Below are 18,640 nucleotides of genomic sequence, written 5' to 3'. Positions count from 1 at the left end.
CATATCGGAGATTACCATTGAACTACGGATTTTTCCTGACGGATGACCTTTCCATTCGAGGTCTTAGCGAGGGGTTACGAGCGGTGCGGCGAGCACTGTGGTGCTTCCGCCAATGCGCGACGAGTAGTTTGGTCGCCGTAGCATTCGCCGCATAGATGAGGGCATCTGAGACCCAAAGCGTCTCGCATAGAACTCAGCGAACGAGAAAAAGTCGGAATTGTCGGGGTCCAGCTTTTGAGGTGCGCTCTGGAACGAGTTGACCACTGAGGGGTCGGCTACAGCACTCGCGAAGAAGTTCATTGCGTCCGAGATACTTTTGCCCGTAGGCGAACGGTAAGCGTAGAGATTCACTCCCTGCCGCTCCGCGAACTCAGCGAGTGGAATGAGCGCTTGCAACGCGAAACCATCGTAGTGAATTGCGAGTTCAGAACGAGACATCTCGAGGGGAAACGCGCCCGCGCTGTTCAACTGGTTTACGGCCGAGCGAAATACATTGACGCCCCACGTGAACAAGGAATCGTCGGAGGATACTACCCCCACAGCAACCGCTGCGAGTCCAGTCCAGTAGTGATGATTGTTTAGGACGCCATATTCCTTATCGCCCTGAATCATCTTCTGTGCGACCTGGTTCATCCACGCAATGTCACGCTTCACCATGGCCTGGTCTAGGTTCCTATCGTTCATCAGAACCGACTCTGTGATGGCCGCCGACGAGAGTGTCCATTCCACCTGATACAGGGTTTGGGGATAGACCTTGAAGCTGAAGCTCAATAAGGCGCCACCCTTCGCAAATTCGTCGATCTGTCTCTGCGCGCACTGCGCTTCTCCCTCGTCTCCGAGAGCGACGTAACGATTCATTCCAGCAGTGATCCGCTTTTCGAAGTCGTTGTACACGTTCATCTGTGCAATGGCCTCCGGATCCGTAGGTCCGCTGCTGCCGCTCAGATAGTAGGGTTTGATCACCATCGGACTGGGAGGAGCTGCCACGAGACGTTTCACAGAGCACATGGGTTGCGCGTTCACTGCCATGCTGACACGAAAGTCCTGGTTGTTCCGGAGCTCAGCCTGACGAGCCCGTACGTCGATAAGAGAGGCTTTCGGATTCACGACGTGCTCCGCTCGGAGAGCGGCGGCGTGAAATATGGCCAGCGTGAACAGAATGATGAATTTAGTTGTAGGCTTCACGTTCAACTCCCGAGATCAGTTGTCGTCCATTCCTTCAAGCCCCATTGTGCGCAAGGACTCCAGCAGTTCTTGCTCGCGGACAACCCTACACAACATCTTTGATGCATTGTATGGCCCTGACAAAGCGCGACCTCTAGATCTTAAGTCGGGGTTCGCGTTGGACGAATGTCCATAATGCTGTGGGAATGGGGCGAGTGCGGAGCCGACGCGCTTTGCCAGTAGTCGAGCCTGACCTCCTCCTGACGTCATCTTGTCTCCGCTTCGTCAAGAGCATTGCCGATCCTTCGGGTATACTGAGTTCGTCGCGCCAACTCACAATTTCAGCCTACTGTACCCCGCCAATCCTCGCTTCGAGAACGTGATGCCCGAATATTCCAATCCGGCCACAAACATTTCGACGGCAGCGTGGACAACCCCGGTTGCCTCACATCGGCCATTGGCCCAGAGCTTGCAGGCCGATGAATTGATGATCTCGTCAGTTCGGCTGGAAGAGATTCTCAATCTCGTCCCGTTTATGTTTCTGGCGATCAATGGTTCCATTCCATTTATTTCTGACCCGACCCCGGTGGAGTTTCAGGGCTGGCACATCATTTTTTGGACCATCACGTGCTGGATGTTCTACCGGACGAATTTTCGGCTTCATTTGGACTTGTGGACGTGTCGTTTCGGGCTGGCATTTCTACTATTTGGACTGGCGAGCGGATTTTGGGGGACGGCCACACTCAAAGCGTTCATCCGGCCTTCCATCGACTCCGTGTGCGTCTTCTTGTACTACAACTACCTGATGTCCCGCTTCAAGAGGGTCCAGTTTGTTAGGATGCTCGTCTGGGCGCTGACAATCTTGATGGTGCTCAGCATAATCGCCGCTGTGGCATTTCCGATGGTAGGGGTCGATCAGGGAACAAGAAATCATGAGATCGCTGGCTCCTGGCAGGGAGTCTTCTCACAGAAGAACAACTTGGGGATCGGCTGCGCCGTAGGGGTTGCAGTAGCGCTGGGGTTGAAGCCGCAGACGAACGCTGACCGTACTTGGCGTTGGCTCCTGATGGTGCTGGCTTTGTTCTGCGTTTACAAATCTGGCAGCCGCGAATCGTGGATTGCTATTGGGATCATCCTGATGCTGGTCCCGATATTGGCATTTATCCGCCGTTTCGACCAGCGGTCTCGTCTCCCGCTCATCATCATCGTCGGCGTGATAGGGACCATCACGACGGCACTGATATATACAAATCTGGACGCGTTTCTTGCGCTCTTCGGTCGAACACGAAATCTGACGAATCGAACCGATATATGGGCTGCGGTGTGGCTTCTTATAGGTAGACGGCCGTTGCTCGGCTACGGAACTTATGGTGTCTGGGGCACACCCGTGGCCTACGATGCTGACGTGCGCGTAGGTGGATGGGAAGTCTCGAGCTCGCATAATGACTTCCTTGAGATCATACTGACCTACGGGTTTATCGGCTTTGCACTGTATCTGCCAATTATCATTTCGGCGATTTTTTATATCGGCAGAGCGGTGCTTAGTTATACGCTAGCCCACCTCGAGGTGCTTATCTATTGCATGATTGTTGTTCTTGTGGAGAGCTTTGCTGCCGCAGTGATCATGTACACCCCGGCTATTGGTATGATCCTCGTGCTCTATTGCACATCCCAACTCGAGTTGATAGAGCGGACAGGATTTATGCGGCTCGATCCCTCGACGCGGTCATGACGCCAAGGGAAAGCGAAACGGGATGAAAATAGACGAGATCACGGCTAGGCTTCGCGCCAGCACGCTGGCGAGGAATGCTGGCTGGCTGTTGATGGGACAAGGCATCGGAATTGTCTTTCAGGCGCTGAATTTTGTCTTACTCGCTCGACTAGTGGGAAGTCGTGAATATGGCGTTTACGTGGGAGCTTTCGCCTTCACAAGTCTGTTTGCGCCCTACAGTTCCATTGGAATGGGTAGCGTCTTTCTTCGCTATGTCTCGGGGAGGCCGTCGGAATACGCACGCTACTTTGGCAATATCCTCGTGGTGTCGTTCGTACTGAGCTCGATGGTAACGGCGGCTCTTACCGTTGCGGCCTATCACTTCCTCAACCCAGAGAGCGCTCGGCTTGTGGTGTACGCAGCGATTGGTAACTGTCTTTTCGCGCAACTCGCCCTGGACGTCGGCCGGGTTTTTCAAACCTTCGAAAAGATGCGAGTGACTGCGACAACGAATCTCGTCGTCAACGGATTGCGCACGCTCGCAGTGGCGGCGATGCTTTTGTCGATTCACCATGCGAGCGCTCTTCAGTGGTCTATCGTGTCCATGCTGGTGTCGGGGATCGGGGCCGTGTCTGTGGTGTCGCTCGCGATCAAGAACTTTGGCATGCCGAAGGTCGAGTTCTCGTTGATTCGGCAGCGAGCTGTGGAGGGATTTGGCTTCTCCTTCGCACAGTCCACAAGTTCGGTGTACAACGACGTCGACAAGTCCATGCTCAGTCATTACGGCATGAACCAGGCGAACGGCGTCTATTCGATGGCATATCGCGTGATCGATATGGCGTCCATTCCGATCTACGCTCTACGGGACGCCTCGCTGCCGAGATTTTTTGAGCACGGCCGAAAGAGCGTCGCACACTCTGCCGATTATGGAAAACGATTCCTTCTCCGTTCCATTGGCTTGGGGGCCGTCACCTGTGTAGCCCTTTTCCTTCTTGCGCCCTTGCTGCCTATGCTGGCAGGCAAGGGATTCGCGCAGAGCATGCTGGCGTTGCGGTGGCTGGCGATTATTCCCGTGTTCAGGGCGATCCATCAGATGCAGGGAAGCGTCCTGACGAGCTCGGGGCATCAGCCTCTGCGAACTACGGCGCAGCTCATCGCTGCTGGAGTGAACGTGGTGCTGAATTTTCTGCTGATCCCTCGCTTCAACTGGTGGGGCGCTGCGTGGGCAAGTATTGCCACGGACGGTCTCCTTGCAATCTCTACGTTTGCGCTTGTCAGTATCGTGTCCGAGCGGAGTCGTCAGAAGCAATTAACCAACGCTTAGTCAAACAGCCAAGTCGAGGAAACGTCGCTGTTATGTGGATATCCGATCCTATGAATGGCGCTCGTCGTGAGGCAGAGCCCATGCTCTCATCTCGTCTTGAAGCATGCGGACGCAAGGCAGATGCAAGACTGCGCGGTGTATAATCGGGAAACACAAAATTTTGGCAACACAGGCGATTTGAACGAATGCCATCAGTGTCAGTCGTCATCCCTACGCGCAATCGCCCGCCACTTCTGGTTCGGGCGGTCGACAGTGTGCTCGCTCAAACCTACACCGATCTTGAGATCGTAGTTATCGTGGACGGCCCGGATCCCGATACCGCAACGACCATGGCAGCGATCGCTGATCCAAGGTTGCGGTGCATCGTGCTCGACCAAAGTGTGGGTGGGGGCGAGGCTCGCAACGAAGGGGCTCGCCGGGCCACAGGAAACTGGGTCGCGTACCTGGATGACGATGATGAATGGATGCCTGAGAAGCTTGCGCAGCAGATGCTCATCGCCGAGCGCGAGGGGCCGGGTTGTTTCGTGTCTTGCCGCTACGTGGATCGGACGCTGACGACCGAAATAGTGCAGCCGTTCCAGCCGCCCGCACCGAATCAACCCATCAGTGAGTATCTGTTTTGCGGAGTCTCGATGCTGGGGTTCACTGCGGGTTTTCTGCAGACATCCACGTGGCTTGCTGAGCGTGAATCTTTCTTGAAGGTGCCGTTTACGAAGGGGCTTGCCCGTAACCAGGATACGGACTGGCTCATCCGTGCCATCCCTGAGCTTGATCTGAAGGTTTTCGTCGTATGGAAGACCCTTTCGATTTTTCATAATGAAGCGACTACGGGACGCATCACCACGCAGCATGGCAGTTGGCAATACACCTTGAATTGGGCCAAGGAGCGCCAAGCTTACTTCACAAAACGGGCGTTTCCTTACTTCCTTGCCACCAACGTGATGTTTCGCGCACAGCGGCAAGACGGTGGCTTTAAGGCATTCCGTGAGATCTTCCATGTCGCGGCCAAATATGGGAGCATCACTCCTCGATCTCTTTGGCAGCTCATCGCAAATTTCTATGTCTTCCCGTATGGGCGCTTCGGAATTCGAAGCAGGCTGCAGAACTTCATGACGGGCAAGGACAAGAAGAAGTCCTCCGAAGCGTCCTTGTAGTGACGGTAGCGGCGGTCGAATCCTATGATGGTGAGGAACGGCGAGGCTCCCAACAGAATGAAACTCCGGAAGAGGGCCAAGGTTGTCTTTGAAGCTCATCACCATCATGATTAACTCCTGCCTGCCTGCGACGACAGGTGGCCGCATGGATCCATGGACGCGTGCGCAGGGCTTCAAGCAAGCTGGATGCGAGATGTTCCTTATAACCTGGGAGCGTCAGGACTCTTTGCCCCCCGAGCAGATGAGAGAGTATGCAAAGGTTTTCGAGGCCGTCAGGGTGTACTCCAACGCGCCAGACGTCAGCGGAATCCTGAAGCGGTTAGTGCACCTGCCAACTTCTCCCCACATCTCTAGCAGGTATCTTTCACGCAGGCAACTTGATGCACTGGTCCAGGAGCTTCGGGCCTTCGGGGCGGAAGCGATTTGGCTGGACGGTCTTTACGGGATGGGTCTGGCTTATGAGTTGGAGCGTGAGCTGCGAATCCCCATCCTGTATCGCTCGCATAACATCGAGCATCTCTACATGCTGTCGCAGGCCCGCCAGTCCCGCTCATGGCGAAATCGGATTGCGTGGCGGCTGGCGGCCTCCCGCCTATCGCAGTCAGAAAGTGAACTCCAGCATCACGCATTGCGCGTCTTTGAGATATCACAGGACGATATGGAGTTCTGGCGAGTCCGCGGCGTCGACCGCAACTCCTGGCTTCCGACATTGATGGACAGTCGAAAATATCAGGAAGAGCGCTTAGCGCAGCGCAACGCAGAGTACGACTTCGGTTTCATGGGAGACCTCACCTCTCCCAACAACCAGGTTGCTGTGGATTGGTTTGTCGCGGAGGTGTGGCCAATCCTTCGGGCGGCACGACCGGACCTGCGGGTGTTGATCAGCGGCCGCAATCCTCCTCCCGAGATACGATCAGCCCTGTGCGCGGCCGGAATTGATCTCTTGATTGACCCGCCGAATGCTGCGCACGTCTGGGCACAGTCAAAGGTGTTTTTCAATCCGATCCGCGACGGAAGCGGCATCAACGTTAAGGCCATCGAAATGTTGATGTTCGATGCTCCCATCGTTTCCACGAGCGTTGGAGTCCGGGGTTTGCCGCAAGAGGTACAGGAGCAATTCTTCATCGCGGATACCGGCGCTGATTTTGCACAGCAGATGCTGGAGGCCCGAGACGAGGGCGCGGTGGATCTTCGATCGCGCGAAGCGGCGCGGGAGAAGTTCGACCGCAGCCGGGCACTCACGTTTATCGATGAAATCAAGGCCCTCCTGTAGGGCCTTGATTTCATCGCGGGCGAATGATCCCCACGATGAAACGTTCTGCGTTTAAGTCGACGTGGCGCCTGGCGCGGACCGGTGTGAATCAGCGAGAGAAAGAATTTCGCGATAGGCCGCCAGGGTTGCGGCCGCAGCGCGATCCCATGTGTAGTTTGCGAGGATGCGCTCGCGAAGAAACGGCGTACTGGGTGCGTTGTGTGCCGCGAGTAGAGCGGCACGGACGGACTCTACGGAATCCGGCTCGCAGTAGTACGCGAGGTCGACGAATGTGTCTTGTGTGTCTCCGCGGTTCGTGATGACGACGTTGGCACCCATGTTCCCGGCCTCCAGTGTGGAGAGTCCTGCGGTTTCCATCCAGCTCACGAGAGCGTGGACTTTGCATGACGCGTAGTACCGCGGGAGTTCGGTCTGGTCGATGTGATCAATGATGGTGACGTTGTCGCCCATCTCCCTCTTGATCTGTTCGAAGTAGGCGAGGTTGTTGGGGCCAGGCTTGCCGATGAGGACCAACTTCAAATGGGTGCCTTTGACGGCTTGCACCAGTTCCAACTGGCACTTTCGCCGTTCGATGCGGCCCACGCACAGGACGCAATCTTTGAACTCTTCGATTGGAGCCGCTTTTTCAAGGTCGAAGAGCACCGGGTCAACTGCGTGGGGGACCAAACGGACGAGAGACTTCTGCGACTCAGGAAAATCGCGCCGGACGCGCCGTGCTTCCGATTCGGAGTTCGGGAGGAGCACAGCGCACATTTGGATGAGCGTTCGCTGTGCGCTGCGAAAGCCCTTCAGCAGGACGAGCATCGTACCCTTGTCCGCTTCGCGATTCACGAGGGCACGCGCAATCATCTTCATGTATTCCGCAGTCGATGAGGGCAACAGCTGGAAGAAAATTCGCTGGAGCGGGCCTCGAGCGATCCGATCCACTTCGCGATAGTCGACGTAAATGGTGGACAAAGCAACAGGGATGCCATGTTTCCTGGCGGTGAGGGCCTGCGAGTATGTCTGTTGCGGGCGTGTGAGATTGAAGAGATGAACGACGTCGTAGCCTTCCACTGCGGGTTCTGATTCGACCGAGATGTCAACGTGGCATCCCAGGGCACGCAGCCCGTCCGCCGTCTTGAGAATTTGAACCGTATCGCCGCCCGGACCTGTAAACAAAGTAGCCCGCGAGGCCATGAGAATACGGAGCGGTGCCCCATCGTTTGTTGTGCGATTGCTCAATCCACCCCCAAACATAGACTCGTCCTGAACGGCGGAATGTCAGGCGAGTGCTATTCATGGTGGCATTTCATCCACCACTACGTTCTCTCGATCAAATCAAGCAGCTGATCCGGAGAACCAGCTGCTATCGTCCCCCCGTGGTGGCCATCTCCGGATCTGCCACGCCGTAAGACCTGCTTCTGCCGGTCCCTGGAAATAGCCGCGACTCTTCACTGAATTGTGTCTGGCCAGGCAAAGGAGCAGTCGACGGTGGTCATGAATTCCTCATGTTCGCTCCGTGCTTTCTCGCATGGCTTCAATGCAAACTCGTCAGCTTCAGCAAGAAGTATGGAACAGATCGATGAACCCCCAGTTGCATGTGCCTGCAGGTGGCGGCGAACCTCTTGAACGCCATGAATGAGGACGTAACGCCCTGCATTGGACGAGCACGCTACATCACGCATCAAGCCGCCCCTGCTTTTATGTTCGGTTGGTGCAGTATACATGCATCCCGGATGGTGAAATCCATCGGTACAGAGCTTGTGGTGACGACCGTGTGCGAGCGCGAAATAGAGTCTAGTGCGGAAGCAGGGCGATGGGATTTTCATGCGTAAGTCGAGCATCCCTTGCGTTAGTGGCCGCGAACCACGGAGGGTTTAGATAGACACGAGGATTTCGAAACGATATCCTATGCCCGATGACCTCATCATCTCAGACATTACTTCACAAGAAAACCATCCGGATTCTTGGGACCCATGGTGTGCCTGCGAACTATGGAGGCTTCGAAACTGCTGCAGAAAACATTGCGTTGTTTTTACGCAGTCGCGGGTGGCGGGTCGTCGTCTACTGTCAGGGTGAAGGCAATGGCCCGGTCACCGAAGATGTTTGGCAGGGAGTCGAGCGCGTGACGATCCCCGTTGACTTGCCGGGGTGGAAGGGAACTTCGAAGTTTGATTGGTTGTCGATTCGCCATGCATGCCAGTTTAAGGACATCAATCTGACATTTGGCTACAACACAGGCATCTATAACTTCTGGCAACGGCTCTACGGGATCCCGAATGTGATCAACATGGACGGCATCGAGTGGGCGCGCTCGCGCTGGGGTTTTGCCAAGCAAGCGATACTCTACGTGAATGAGCGCTTCGCCGCGCTCTTTGGAAACCACCTCATCGCAGACCATCCTGAGATTGAAACGTACCTTTGGACGCGCGCTCCAAAGCGTAAGATCTCGACGATCGCGTATGGCGCAGATCCCGTCCAGGTGATGGATCCCTCGGGGGTTGAGGCACTTGGGCTGAAGTCTGGTGGATACATCACCCTGATCGCTCGTCCCATCCCGGAGAACTCAATTGCGGAGCTCGTAAAGGGATTTTCCGCCAGACCGCGTGGCTGCAATCTCGTGGTTCTCGGCAGTTTCAATCCTGATCAGGACCCTTACCACGCTCAGGTCATGGAATCTGCTTCCGAAGAGGTTCTCTTCCCAGGTGCAATCTATGACAAACTCTTGGTGCAGGCTCTTCGATTTCACGGGCTTGCTTACCTGCACGGTCACACCGTTGGTGGCACAAACCCTTCGCTCGTGGAAGCGATGGCAGCTGGAAATGCTGTCATTGCCAACGACAACAAGTACAACCGGTGGGTTGCTTGCGATGGGGCGCTGTACTTCACTGACGCGCAAGACGTTGACAAGCATGTTTCCTCGTTGCTTGCCGACCAAGAGTTGCGGAGCAGACTTGGCGCTGCGTCTCTTGCTAGATTTGAAGCTGAGTTCACCTGGGAGCGCGTAGCGGGGCAATATGAAGCGCTCTTGTCGCGATATTTAGAGCCAGAGACGCAGAGCGCTGCCGCACTTGCGTCCTAGACTTGTCTGAGGAAGAGCCTGACCATGGTTCGTTTGGCGGTAATTGGCCTGGGGAAAATGGGCTTGTCCCATGTCTCGATGATTCGGGTTCACCCGAATGTGAATCTCGTTGCTGTTTGCGATACTTCCGGGTTCCTCCTGGACATTCTCTCCAAGTACACGGGCATGAAAACGTACAGCGACTTCGAGGAAATGCTTCGGACCGAGTCGCTTGATGCCGTACTGATTGCGACACCTTCGCGGTTTCACGAATCGATGGTGCGGCTGGCGCTCGATCGGGGTATTCACGTCTTTTGCGAAAAGCCTTTCAGCCTGGACGCCAAGACGTCGGCTGAACTGGCGGCTCTCGCAGAAAGCAAGAGCCTGATCGGTCAGGTTGGTTACCACTATCGCTTCGTCGCGGCGTTCCAGGAGATGAAGCGTCTTCTCGATCTCGGAGCGATTGGCAAAGTGACGCACGTACTGGCAGAGGCGTATGGCCCGGTGGTGTTGCGGCCCAGCGGATCTTCCTGGCGTTCGCAGGCGAAGGAAGGTGGTGGGTGCCTGTACGACTACGCGGCACACCCGGTGAACCTCCTGAACTGGTTCTTTGGTGAACCGATGGCTGTGTCGGGAACTGTGCTCAACAGCATCTTCTCCAAGGACACGGATGACGAAGCCTATAGCACGCTTCGCTTTGCAGAAGGCATCAGTGCTCATCTGTCGGTCAATTGGAGTGATGAGTCTTACCGCAAAATGAGTGTGAAGATTACGGCTACAGGCACGCAGGGCCGTATTTATGCCGATCGACAGGAGATCCAGGTATATCTTCGCAACACGGCTGAAACGCTCCCTTCCTACAATTCTGGCTGGACCGTCAACCACACCACCGAACTCACGCAGCCCGTCTGGTTTTATGTTCGCGGGGAAGAGTATTCCGCCCAACTGGACTACTTCGTTCGATCGATCGAGACGAGAGAACTGAACAACGTCAATTCATTCACTTCCGCCGCACAAACGGACAAGGTGCTCTCGCTAATGCGAGACGATGCGAACGGCCTGAGCAGTTCCATGCCAGCACTCTCTCCGGCGAAACCGGCTAGGCGCTTTTTCTTCCGCCGTTAGGCGACGACTTTAGGATTCGGTGGATACATGGATAAGCTCTTGTTTGGCGACAATCAGTTCTTCGGAGTGAATCACATGTCCGAGGAGAAGGCGCGTGCTCAGGCTATGCGCTTTCAGGACATCCGCTCTGTCATCGAAGTCCTCACGTCGGCATACGACGAAGGGATTCGCACCTTTATGTGCACGACACATGATCGTGTCGCAGAGGTTGCGGAGCACGTTCGACTGCATCCCGGTCGTTTTCCTGACTATCAGTTCTACCCGTGTATGCCTTATGCCCACAAGTATGCGAACGCAGCCACGGAAGACGGCGTCATGGGGGCGCTCAAGAAGTTTGCGCCGGAAGGAAACATCTTTGGAGCAGCCTTCCGTGGCGGCATGTCGATCGCCACGAAGGATATTGAGGGCATCACAAGGTTGCTCGTTGACTCCGAAATGAAGATGTTCAACGGGTTGAAGACCCCGGTCGTATTTCTCCAGAACGTGGTCGTTGATTTCCTGCTGGGATTAGGTTTGAAGCAGACCTTTCGGTATTTTGCAGACTACGTGAAGGACCGCTACGGTGCTGAGCCGGGTTTCATCACCATGAATATGCCAATGCTGCTCGACGAGCTGGAAAGCGTTGGGGTAGAGAATCCCATCGTTTGTAGCAACATTAATAAAATTGGCTTCCGGATGTGTGGGGGCTTCGATACCTACGAGCGCGCGCTGCGTGAGCGTCAGTTCCGCGCCGTTGCGATGTCGGTATTTGCGTCTGGGGCACTCCCTGCTGACGAGGCAATCTCCTGGATCTACCAACAACCGAATATCAAGTCGATTGTATTCGGCGCCTCGAGCCGATCCAATATACGTCACACGAAGCAGCTCGTAGACAAGTACAGCGCTCTCGATTGATGAGTGCTCTCTCGAGCTCCGACTTCGCCTGCAGCGTTAGCCATCGGAAAAGGGCTGGAGATTTGACGAGGCGAGAGATGGCGCGAACTTCGCAGTTTATGCCTTTTGGATGAAGGGTCTCGAATGTTCCGCTCAGACGTGACTCAAGTCTGAATTCAAGATTTTTCCGTATGGCCGACGCCCTCGCCATCGTGTAGGCTGATGCTACAAGGAAGTCCGTAAGACTGCGCGATCTCGAGCGTAATCGAGGGATGGAGCTGTTCTCGCCATCTCTAAACGGCAGCGTATGTCCCGCACCCCACTGAAGGCAGATGATCTTGGACTCAGGACAAGCGATCGATCAGGGTAAGACGAGCGAAGCAAAGCTCCTCACACTTGGGGATCTTATCCAGTTTTTCCACCGGCGGCGTTCTACCGTGCTCCTTTCGGTATTCGTTTGCTTTTTGGTTGCTATCGGGTACTGCGCATTTGCCACACGGCGTTATCAGTCCGAGTCAGTAGTCGAGATCAAACCTCCAGAGGACTCTCTCGGACTCAACAGCTTGGTCCAAGGCAACACGCAGCAGAGCGGCGAACAGAATCCTCTCGAAGAGAACGTGACACTGGCGACGAAAGTCTCTGAGCTAGAGTCCGAGACGCTTGCGTTGCGCGTCATCCAGCAGCTCAATCTGGAGACCACCGAAGACTTCAAGCCGCACTTGAATCTGAACCCTCTGCCGATTCTGATGGCGCCATTCATGCCGGCGGCCAAGAAAGATGCTCCCGGAACACCGTTCCTGGAATCCCCGGTGCGAAGGGCGAAGGCATTCGATACGTTTGAGCGTCACCTCAAGGTCGAAATCGTTCCAGGTACGCGCCTGATTTCGATCTCATACCAGAATCCGGATCCTGAAGTGGCTGCCAATGTGGCAAATGCCATGGTCAACGATCTCGCTCAGTACACATTCGAGACTCGGTATAAAGCGACACAGCAGCTGTCGACTTGGCTCGGTGATCAGATCGATTCGGTACGTGAGCAAGCCGAAAGCATGCAACAGCAGGAAGCACAGCTGCGGCGAGAGACTGAGACCTACAACATGGGCGGGACCAACGCCGCAGGTCAGACGATGGTATACAGCCCTCTGCTGGACCACCTCCAGCAGGCAACTCAGGCTCTAAGCCAGGCGGAGTCAAACCGCATCCTCCGCGGTGCAGTCAACCAAATCGTCCAGACTCGCAACCCAGTCCTTATCTCAGGCTTGGCCGGCAGTGGCCTCGCAAGCAGCGGTAATCCCGCGTCAGTCGACTCGCTCACCTTGATTCGAGACTTGCAGTCAAGACTCGCACAACAAAGGTTACTGGTTGCGCAGGACGAGCAGCGCTACGGTTCGGCCAATCCAAAGCTGATCCAGGAGCGGGCGCAGTTGCAGTCGCTTGAAGACGCGGTACGCGAAGAGACCGATCGCCTTGCCTCCCGCGCCAAGAACGACTACACCGTGGCCGAACAGCAAGAGCACGGAGCGGCGGCCGAGCGTCAGGAACTCATCAAGCGTGCGAACTTGGTCAATGACAAGGTTCTACAATATGAGATCGTTCGCCAGCAGGCGGACGATGCGCGCCAGTTGTATACAGACCTGGATCGCCGCCTTCACGAGGCCGGAGTGCTGGCGGGCCTCCAGTCGAACGATATGACTGTGATTTCAAAGGCATTCGCTTCTGACAAGCCAGCTTCCCCGAAGATATTACTGGCCCTCGCGGGTTCGATCTGTGTGGGATGTCTTCTCGGGGTGATCTTTGCCGGAATCCAAGACGTTCGTGACGACAAGGTGAGTTCTGTAGAAGCCGTCGAAAAAGAGCTCGGCATCCCCGTCTACGCAATCACGCCGGATTTCAACGCCGAAGGTGTTGTCTATGGATATGGACGGTACCTATACGGCAGATATGGCGGAAAGCGAAAGAAAGCGGTCAAAGAAGAGGAGGAAAAGGTCGCTGCGGCGCATCATGCCATTCACGTCGTCGCCGAGCCTGAGTCGCAGTACTCCGAGGCTATGCGTACGCTTCGAACGGCTATCCTGCTCTCCCGTCCTGGCTCTGCCGTAAAGACGATTCTCATAGCCAGCAGCACTCCTGGAGAGGGCAAGAGCACCACGAGCTCGAACTTGGGTGCGACATTCGCTCGCACCGGAAGTCGCACCCTGTTGGTTGAGGTCGATCTCCGCAAGCCGGTCCTGGCTCGTCGGCTAGGCCTTCCGCCTTCGACAGACGGGTTGTCCCGCATTCTCACCGGACAACTCGATCGCAACTATGCTGTTCCGGTGCCTGGGGTGCCCAACCTTCACTGTATTCCTTCTGGTCAGCGGCCGCCCGATCCGCACGAGCTCATCAGTTCCGAAACGATGAAGGAACTTCTCGATCAGTGGCGTGGGCAGTACGACCTGGTGATTCTCGACGGGCCGCCGGTATTGCCCGTAATTGACTCTGTCCTGATCTCCGAACACGCTGACCTCGTTCTAGTGATCACGCGTTTCGGTCGGACCAGCATCAACTCGTTGCGCACGACGCATAGGCTCCTATCTCGTCAGGTCCGCGCTAACATCGGCGCAGTACTCAATGCGGTCTCACAAGGTAGCGAGGGGTATTACTCCTACTATGGCTACCGCAATAATTCGTATAAGTATTCGGGGGAGGGGGAGTGATGATGACAGTTTCTCGGGGCTTTTCGACACTTGCCCTTCTCTCAGCGTTCGCTGGGACAGCCTTCGCTCAAAGTGGAATCGGCGTTGGACCCGCCATGCCCAGCAACTCTCCACAATCCGCTATTGCAACTGAAAGCCTTCCTCTTGGACCGGGCGACATTGTTGCAGTGCATGTTTTCGACGATCCTGATTTGGACCAATCTCATCTTCGTGTAACAGACGCGGGGACGATCCCTCTCATGCTGCTTGGACCGATCAAAGTGGAGGGGATGACACCAGGTGAGGCAGCGTCCAAGGTTGCCACTGAGTACATGACGAAGAACATCCTGCTCAACGCTCATGTGCAGCTCACCATCGAAGCGGTTACGAACTCGGACGTGACCGTGTTTGGCTATGTGAACGGAGTAACTGGGACGACGAATGGCATTTCGTTCACTTTGAATGCACCTCGACCACTGCTCACCATTCTCGCGATGGCGGGTGGATTAAGTGATCGAGCGTCCCACTCCGTGACGATCGAACGTCGCAACTCGGACCACAAGCGCATCACAGTGGAACTGCCAGTAGATCCAATGAAGGATCTTGACAATGATCCCATGGTTTACCCGGGAGATATTGTGGTCGTGCCGCGGGCTGGCTTCGTCTACGTGCTGGGTAATGTGGGGACGCCCAAGATGATGCCCATGAATGAAGATGGGAAGCTTTCTCTCATCCAGGCGATGAGTCAAGCGGGGGGGCCACTTCCTAGTTCTGGATTGAAACGAGTGATGCTTTTCCGCAAGGAGAATGGACAATATAATCCGGTTCCCATCAACGTCGGGAAGATTCTTAAGGGCACCGCTCCAGATGTGAAACTCGAGCCCGAGGACGCTCTCTATGTTCCTTTCAGTGCAGGAAAGAACCTCTTGGTGAATGCGTCTTCGATCACTGCCGCACTAGCTAGCTCCGCAACAACGGGAATTATCTATACACACTAACGCGCGGGTCGAGGAACTGGAGTTGCAGGCGTCCCTCCTTAGAAGAGGGACGCCTTTTTTCGCAGAGCTTGTGACTCTAGATCTCGGCGCGCAACGACGTAGATTGTGCATTAAACTCGTCCTGCGAAGTGGCTTAAGAAGTGCTGGGTGGGGCTCCCAAAGCACGGGCGGAGATGGATCGCCCACATCGTCTTGGCCAAGCACGCCAGTAATCAAGGCATAGATGCATGGACGTGAATGGCATGCGGCTGCAGAGCAAGGATCAACGATATCCATCGGTCCAGCCATTGCCAATCCTGGTGGCTGCGAAGGGCCCGTCAAGGTCACGGGGTGCAGAGCGGGTAGTTGCGTGACCCTGCATCTCGTTTCTTCTCCGGGTGTAACGGAAATCAGTTTGTACCGACGTCGTGTTGCACGCACCCTTGCCCGTTCGTCCAATGGCACACGACGTCCGTTTCAATCAAAGGCGTTTCACCAGGCTTGGGATCAAGCTCTTTAATGAGGTGTACTACCTCCGTCTCGCTGGTTCCGGCGGGAAGGGGCTCAACTTTGTTCCAATAGGCAAGCATCGCATTGGCCCACCGCGATGACGGGTCCAACTCCAAGTCCGAGGATATGTGCTTCTGCATATTGTCCCAGTAGTAGTCGGAGAATATCGCGCGGAGCTTGCCGTCGGGCCTTGGCGTGAGGCGCCCCCTGTCATCCACCAGGTAGAACGCTGTATCAACCTGCTTGGTTGTCTCATAGCCCCAGGAAAACGTGGGATAGCAACTGATCGGAAATGTCTGGAAACCTGCCGCTCCAGTAAGAGCGTAACCCAAGATAAACACCACCCCGACTACCCATGTCGATCGAATTTCCGGGCTGGTCCAAATATTCTGCTCCAGGATCGCAGGTGCGCAGATTCTGGATTTGTTCCGATGGATGAACTCATCCCAATCGATGAGGCAAACGTACATGGCCATCAGCGGGAAGAAGGGAATTTTCATGAGCCCGAAGACGATCAGATGGAAGACGATGCCAAAGATGGCCGCTAACACTCGCAGACGTTTGCTGAAGATGGCGACGATAAAACCCAACTCCCAGGCAATGGCGCCAAGCCCCATAAGGCGGCACAGGAGCGGATAATCGACTAGGTGCAGCCATGCGGGCTCGGTGGTAAGCAGAATCGTCCGCATGTAATTCCCGAAGACATATCCGTGCCCAGCCTGGGCTAGTTTCCAAGCACCTGGAAAGAAGTAGGATAGGCCGATCACGACCCACAGAATTCTTAGTGGGAGCCCGTACTGCGAGCGGCGTACGGACGGGTCGAGCGCCGGCTTGCGCCACTTTAGCTCCAGGGCGAGAGCGTCTGCACAGGGGCTCGCGGCGAGAACAGCGAGCGCCGCTGCCAGTATATGCAGAATGTGCCGTTCCACGCTGAACGAGAATAGAGCCCCATAAGCCCAAATCGCCGAAACGCACGCAATCGCGGTAGCGTGGCGCGAAAAAACACCAACGATGCTGAGGAGGCAAGACCCGATGAGGAGTGCTGACACCAGAATTGCGGTGATCGGGATGAACGGAACAACCTGGTAGAGCCAGCCGAGTCCCGGTGGTGGCAATCTCACAGATAAGGGGGTGTGAGACATCTGGAACAGGATCGGTGCATAGTGACAGGCCGTGATAAGTGTGACAGCGCACGCTACGATGCGCGTCAAGGCGAGATTCAAAGCGGAGTCGGGCGTAAGGAGGAACTGGTAGAAGTTGCGCCGCAACGGCAACAGCAAGATGAATACCGCGGCGGCTAGCGCCAGGAGTGCCCAGATCAACGTTAGGCGCCGGACAGCCCTGAGATAAAACGCGAGATCGCGAAGGGACGGTCTTGAGGCGCGATGATGGGCGACAACTCGGTTCAGGATAGGAATACTTCGCCCGTAGAACGCATCCGTGAGCAGTCGTTCGCCAAAGTGATGGAGAAAGATAAGGCCTGTCAGGAAGAGAAAAAAAACGACGAGGAGAGAAATCAGTTGCCAACGCTTAAGCTTGGATCCCATTCCGCGTGTTTTCCTTTCCGTTTACCATCCGATCCCGGGGCAACGCACCAGGTGCGGTCTGTTGTGCTTCGGATATTCTGCGCCGTCGAACTTGGCGAGCCTATGAATATATGTGGGGACTGTCGATGCTGATTTTAACATGCACTCGCACTTGGCATATTGGTGCGGCACTGACCTTTGATCGGAGTCGCCGATGGGGCAGGCCATTGCTTCGTTTGCCAACTCATATTCCATCAACGTAGCGGCTTGTGGCTTACTTAGTGGGTGCGGAGTCGAAATCGGTCCACGATACCGGCGGTGATACAGTCTCGGCGGCGTGAAGATCGCGCAACTTTCAGTCCGCGACCACTAACGTCTGTTATGCACTTGCGAGCTTGAAGTTCGGCTGCCATGAGGATAGCGAACGCCCTGAAGTGTTTTTCTTTGGGGGGACTTGAGAGTCGTTCGTCGGCTCTCGTGAGCCTGCCGCAGCGACGGCCGATCCGCCCTTACCTGGGTCTACCTCGGTCACAAAGAACCAGGCGATTGCAACCGCCTATAGATGTGCATTCCTGTGCGAGTTCAAGGACAGCCCAAATGCCCAGTGGTATGAGACGACGAGCAGGGCCGCAAACCCTCGCATGGAGAAAAAATGACAGCCGTTCCCGGCGATGCTGACGGCACAGGTCCGAGATCGCGGAGATGACAAACCCGGGGTTGGGTTTGACTTGTCGTCGCCCCGCTCACCGTCACGTGCAATCTTCTGCGCCGAGCGACAGAATGGCGCCTTGGAAGGAGACACGATCCAGACAGTCTTCCGGTAGTGTCGGTCCCCCGAGGCAGCCACAGCGAGTCTTTCGTTGGATATTGTTTGCAAATGGTGGAGGCGGCGGGAGTCGAACCCGCGTCCGAAACTACCAACGACAAAGAGCATTCATGCTTTTCCGCGTTCGTTTTTGTCTCGTAGCCGGTACTTAGAACGGGCAAAGATGCCCCGGCCACCAGCCTGATTGATCTCGCCCTTGGCGTCCAGACGGAACTCCTTGGGCCAGCCTACTGTGCGACGGAGGCTCCCGGCCCGTAGGCGAAGCTGGGGACTCCGGCAACTTAATTAATTAAGCTGCGAGTGCGAATTGAGGTTCGGCACTTATAGTTTTGTGAGCGATTACGGGTGTCCACACCCCGGCATGCCTCTTTGCCCCAAGCAATCCCGTCGAAGCCGTGACGCCCCCACTCTGGTGGGACTGGCTTCAACAATGCTGTAAGCACTGTCAAAGAACTATAA

At 55.6% G+C, this 18,640-nt stretch carries 13 protein-coding genes and 1 other RNA gene; 10 read left to right on the top strand and 4 right to left on the bottom strand.

Annotation, left to right across the window (positions count from 1 at the left end; all coding sequences use genetic code 11):
* Positions 1-63 precede the first annotated feature (63 nt).
* Positions 64-1,185 carry an alginate lyase family protein gene (locus C4S68_RS04805; RefSeq protein WP_103932192.1) on the bottom strand — a complete coding sequence of 374 codons (1,122 nt, stop codon included), beginning with the start codon at positions 1,183-1,185 and terminating at the stop codon, positions 64-66.
* Between the two features lie 361 nt (positions 1,186-1,546).
* Between C4S68_RS04805 and C4S68_RS04800 the strand changes: the two genes are divergently transcribed.
* The 4 genes from C4S68_RS04800 to C4S68_RS04785 all read left to right on the top strand — a co-directional run bounded on the left by C4S68_RS04800 (position 1,547) and on the right by C4S68_RS04785 (position 6,626).
* Complete coding sequence (locus tag C4S68_RS04800) at positions 1,547-2,896, top strand: O-antigen ligase family protein (protein ID WP_103931819.1); 1,350 nt, start codon at positions 1,547-1,549, stop codon at positions 2,894-2,896.
* Between the two features lie 22 nt (positions 2,897-2,918).
* A complete protein-coding gene (locus tag C4S68_RS04795) occupies positions 2,919-4,199 on the top strand; it encodes an oligosaccharide flippase family protein (RefSeq protein ID WP_103931818.1) in 1,281 nt (426 codons plus the stop codon).
* A 194-nt stretch (positions 4,200-4,393) separates the two neighbouring features.
* A complete protein-coding gene (locus tag C4S68_RS04790) occupies positions 4,394-5,353 on the top strand; it encodes a glycosyltransferase family 2 protein (protein WP_160114989.1) in 960 nt (319 codons plus the stop codon).
* Between the two features lie 88 nt (positions 5,354-5,441).
* Complete coding sequence (locus C4S68_RS04785) at positions 5,442-6,626, top strand: glycosyltransferase (protein ID WP_103931816.1); 1,185 nt, start codon at positions 5,442-5,444, stop codon at positions 6,624-6,626.
* A gap of 51 nt (positions 6,627-6,677) precedes the next feature.
* Here C4S68_RS04785 and C4S68_RS23520 read toward each other — a convergent pair whose 3' ends face one another.
* The gene (locus tag C4S68_RS23520) at positions 6,678-7,208 is read right to left on the bottom strand and encodes a glycosyltransferase family 4 protein (protein WP_235011411.1); all 531 of its coding nucleotides are present in this window, start codon (positions 7,206-7,208) and stop codon (positions 6,678-6,680) included.
* Between C4S68_RS23520 and C4S68_RS23515 the strand changes: the two genes are divergently transcribed.
* The 6 genes from C4S68_RS23515 to C4S68_RS04750 all read left to right on the top strand — a co-directional run bounded on the left by C4S68_RS23515 (position 7,146) and on the right by C4S68_RS04750 (position 15,340).
* A complete protein-coding gene (locus C4S68_RS23515) occupies positions 7,146-7,499 on the top strand; it encodes a hypothetical protein (protein WP_235011420.1) in 354 nt (117 codons plus the stop codon). The genes C4S68_RS23520 and C4S68_RS23515 overlap by 63 nt on opposite strands.
* A gap of 1,027 nt (positions 7,500-8,526) precedes the next feature.
* Positions 8,527-9,690 (top strand): DUF1972 domain-containing protein, encoded by a 1,164-nt coding sequence (locus C4S68_RS04770; RefSeq protein ID WP_103931813.1) that lies wholly within the window; start codon positions 8,527-8,529, stop codon positions 9,688-9,690.
* 24 nt (positions 9,691-9,714) lie between these two features.
* Positions 9,715-10,794: a Gfo/Idh/MocA family protein gene (locus C4S68_RS04765; RefSeq protein WP_103931812.1), complete on the top strand. Its 1,080-nt coding sequence runs from the start codon at positions 9,715-9,717 to the stop codon at positions 10,792-10,794.
* Between the two features lie 27 nt (positions 10,795-10,821).
* Entirely contained in the window at positions 10,822-11,688 is an 867-nt protein-coding gene (locus tag C4S68_RS04760) for a PNPOx family protein (protein WP_103931811.1), read from the top strand.
* 311 nt (positions 11,689-11,999) lie between these two features.
* A complete protein-coding gene (locus tag C4S68_RS04755) occupies positions 12,000-14,363 on the top strand; it encodes a GumC family protein (protein WP_103931810.1) in 2,364 nt (787 codons plus the stop codon).
* Positions 14,363-15,340, top strand: coding sequence for a polysaccharide biosynthesis/export family protein (locus tag C4S68_RS04750; RefSeq protein ID WP_103931809.1), 978 nt, complete (start codon positions 14,363-14,365; stop codon positions 15,338-15,340). Before C4S68_RS04755 ends, C4S68_RS04750 begins: the two co-directional genes overlap by 1 nt.
* Before the next feature lie 389 nt (positions 15,341-15,729).
* Here the strand turns inward: C4S68_RS04750 and C4S68_RS04745 are convergent, their stop codons facing one another.
* Together C4S68_RS04745 and ssrA are read right to left on the bottom strand one after the other, a co-directional pair.
* Positions 15,730-17,376, bottom strand: a complete 1,647-nt coding sequence (locus C4S68_RS04745) for a hypothetical protein (protein WP_103931808.1) — start codon at positions 17,374-17,376, stop codon at positions 15,730-15,732.
* Positions 17,377-18,233: 857 nt separating this feature from the next.
* Positions 18,234-18,587: a transfer-messenger RNA gene (gene ssrA, locus C4S68_RS04740) on the bottom strand.
* Between the last annotated feature and the right edge of the window lie 53 nt (positions 18,588-18,640).

It is taken from the genome of Bryocella elongata (assembly GCF_900108185.1).
GTDB lineage: Bacteria > Acidobacteriota > Terriglobia > Terriglobales > Acidobacteriaceae > Granulicella > Granulicella elongata.
This window is presented reverse-complemented; position numbering and strand designations above follow the sequence as displayed.

Excerpts from the sequence above, each read along its gene's own strand:
- C4S68_RS23515 (WP_235011420.1), top strand. The coding sequence starts at position 7,146 with ATGGGTGCCTTTGACGGCTTGCACCAGTTCCAACTGGCACTTTCGCCG.
- C4S68_RS04800 (WP_103931819.1), top strand. The coding sequence starts at position 1,547 with ATGCCCGAATATTCCAATCCGGCCACAAACATTTCGACGGCAGCGTGG.
- C4S68_RS04760 (WP_103931811.1), top strand. The coding sequence starts at position 10,822 with ATGGATAAGCTCTTGTTTGGCGACAATCAGTTCTTCGGAGTGAATCAC.
- C4S68_RS04765 (WP_103931812.1), top strand. The coding sequence starts at position 9,715 with ATGGTTCGTTTGGCGGTAATTGGCCTGGGGAAAATGGGCTTGTCCCAT.
- C4S68_RS04755 (WP_103931810.1), top strand. The coding sequence starts at position 12,000 with ATGATCTTGGACTCAGGACAAGCGATCGATCAGGGTAAGACGAGCGAA.
- C4S68_RS04750 (WP_103931809.1), top strand. The coding sequence starts at position 14,363 with ATGATGACAGTTTCTCGGGGCTTTTCGACACTTGCCCTTCTCTCAGCG.
- C4S68_RS04745 (WP_103931808.1), bottom strand. The coding sequence starts at position 17,376 with ATGGGATCCAAGCTTAAGCGTTGGCAACTGATTTCTCTCCTCGTCGTT.
- C4S68_RS04795 (WP_103931818.1), top strand. The coding sequence starts at position 2,919 with ATGAAAATAGACGAGATCACGGCTAGGCTTCGCGCCAGCACGCTGGCG.
- C4S68_RS04770 (WP_103931813.1), top strand. The coding sequence starts at position 8,527 with ATGACCTCATCATCTCAGACATTACTTCACAAGAAAACCATCCGGATT.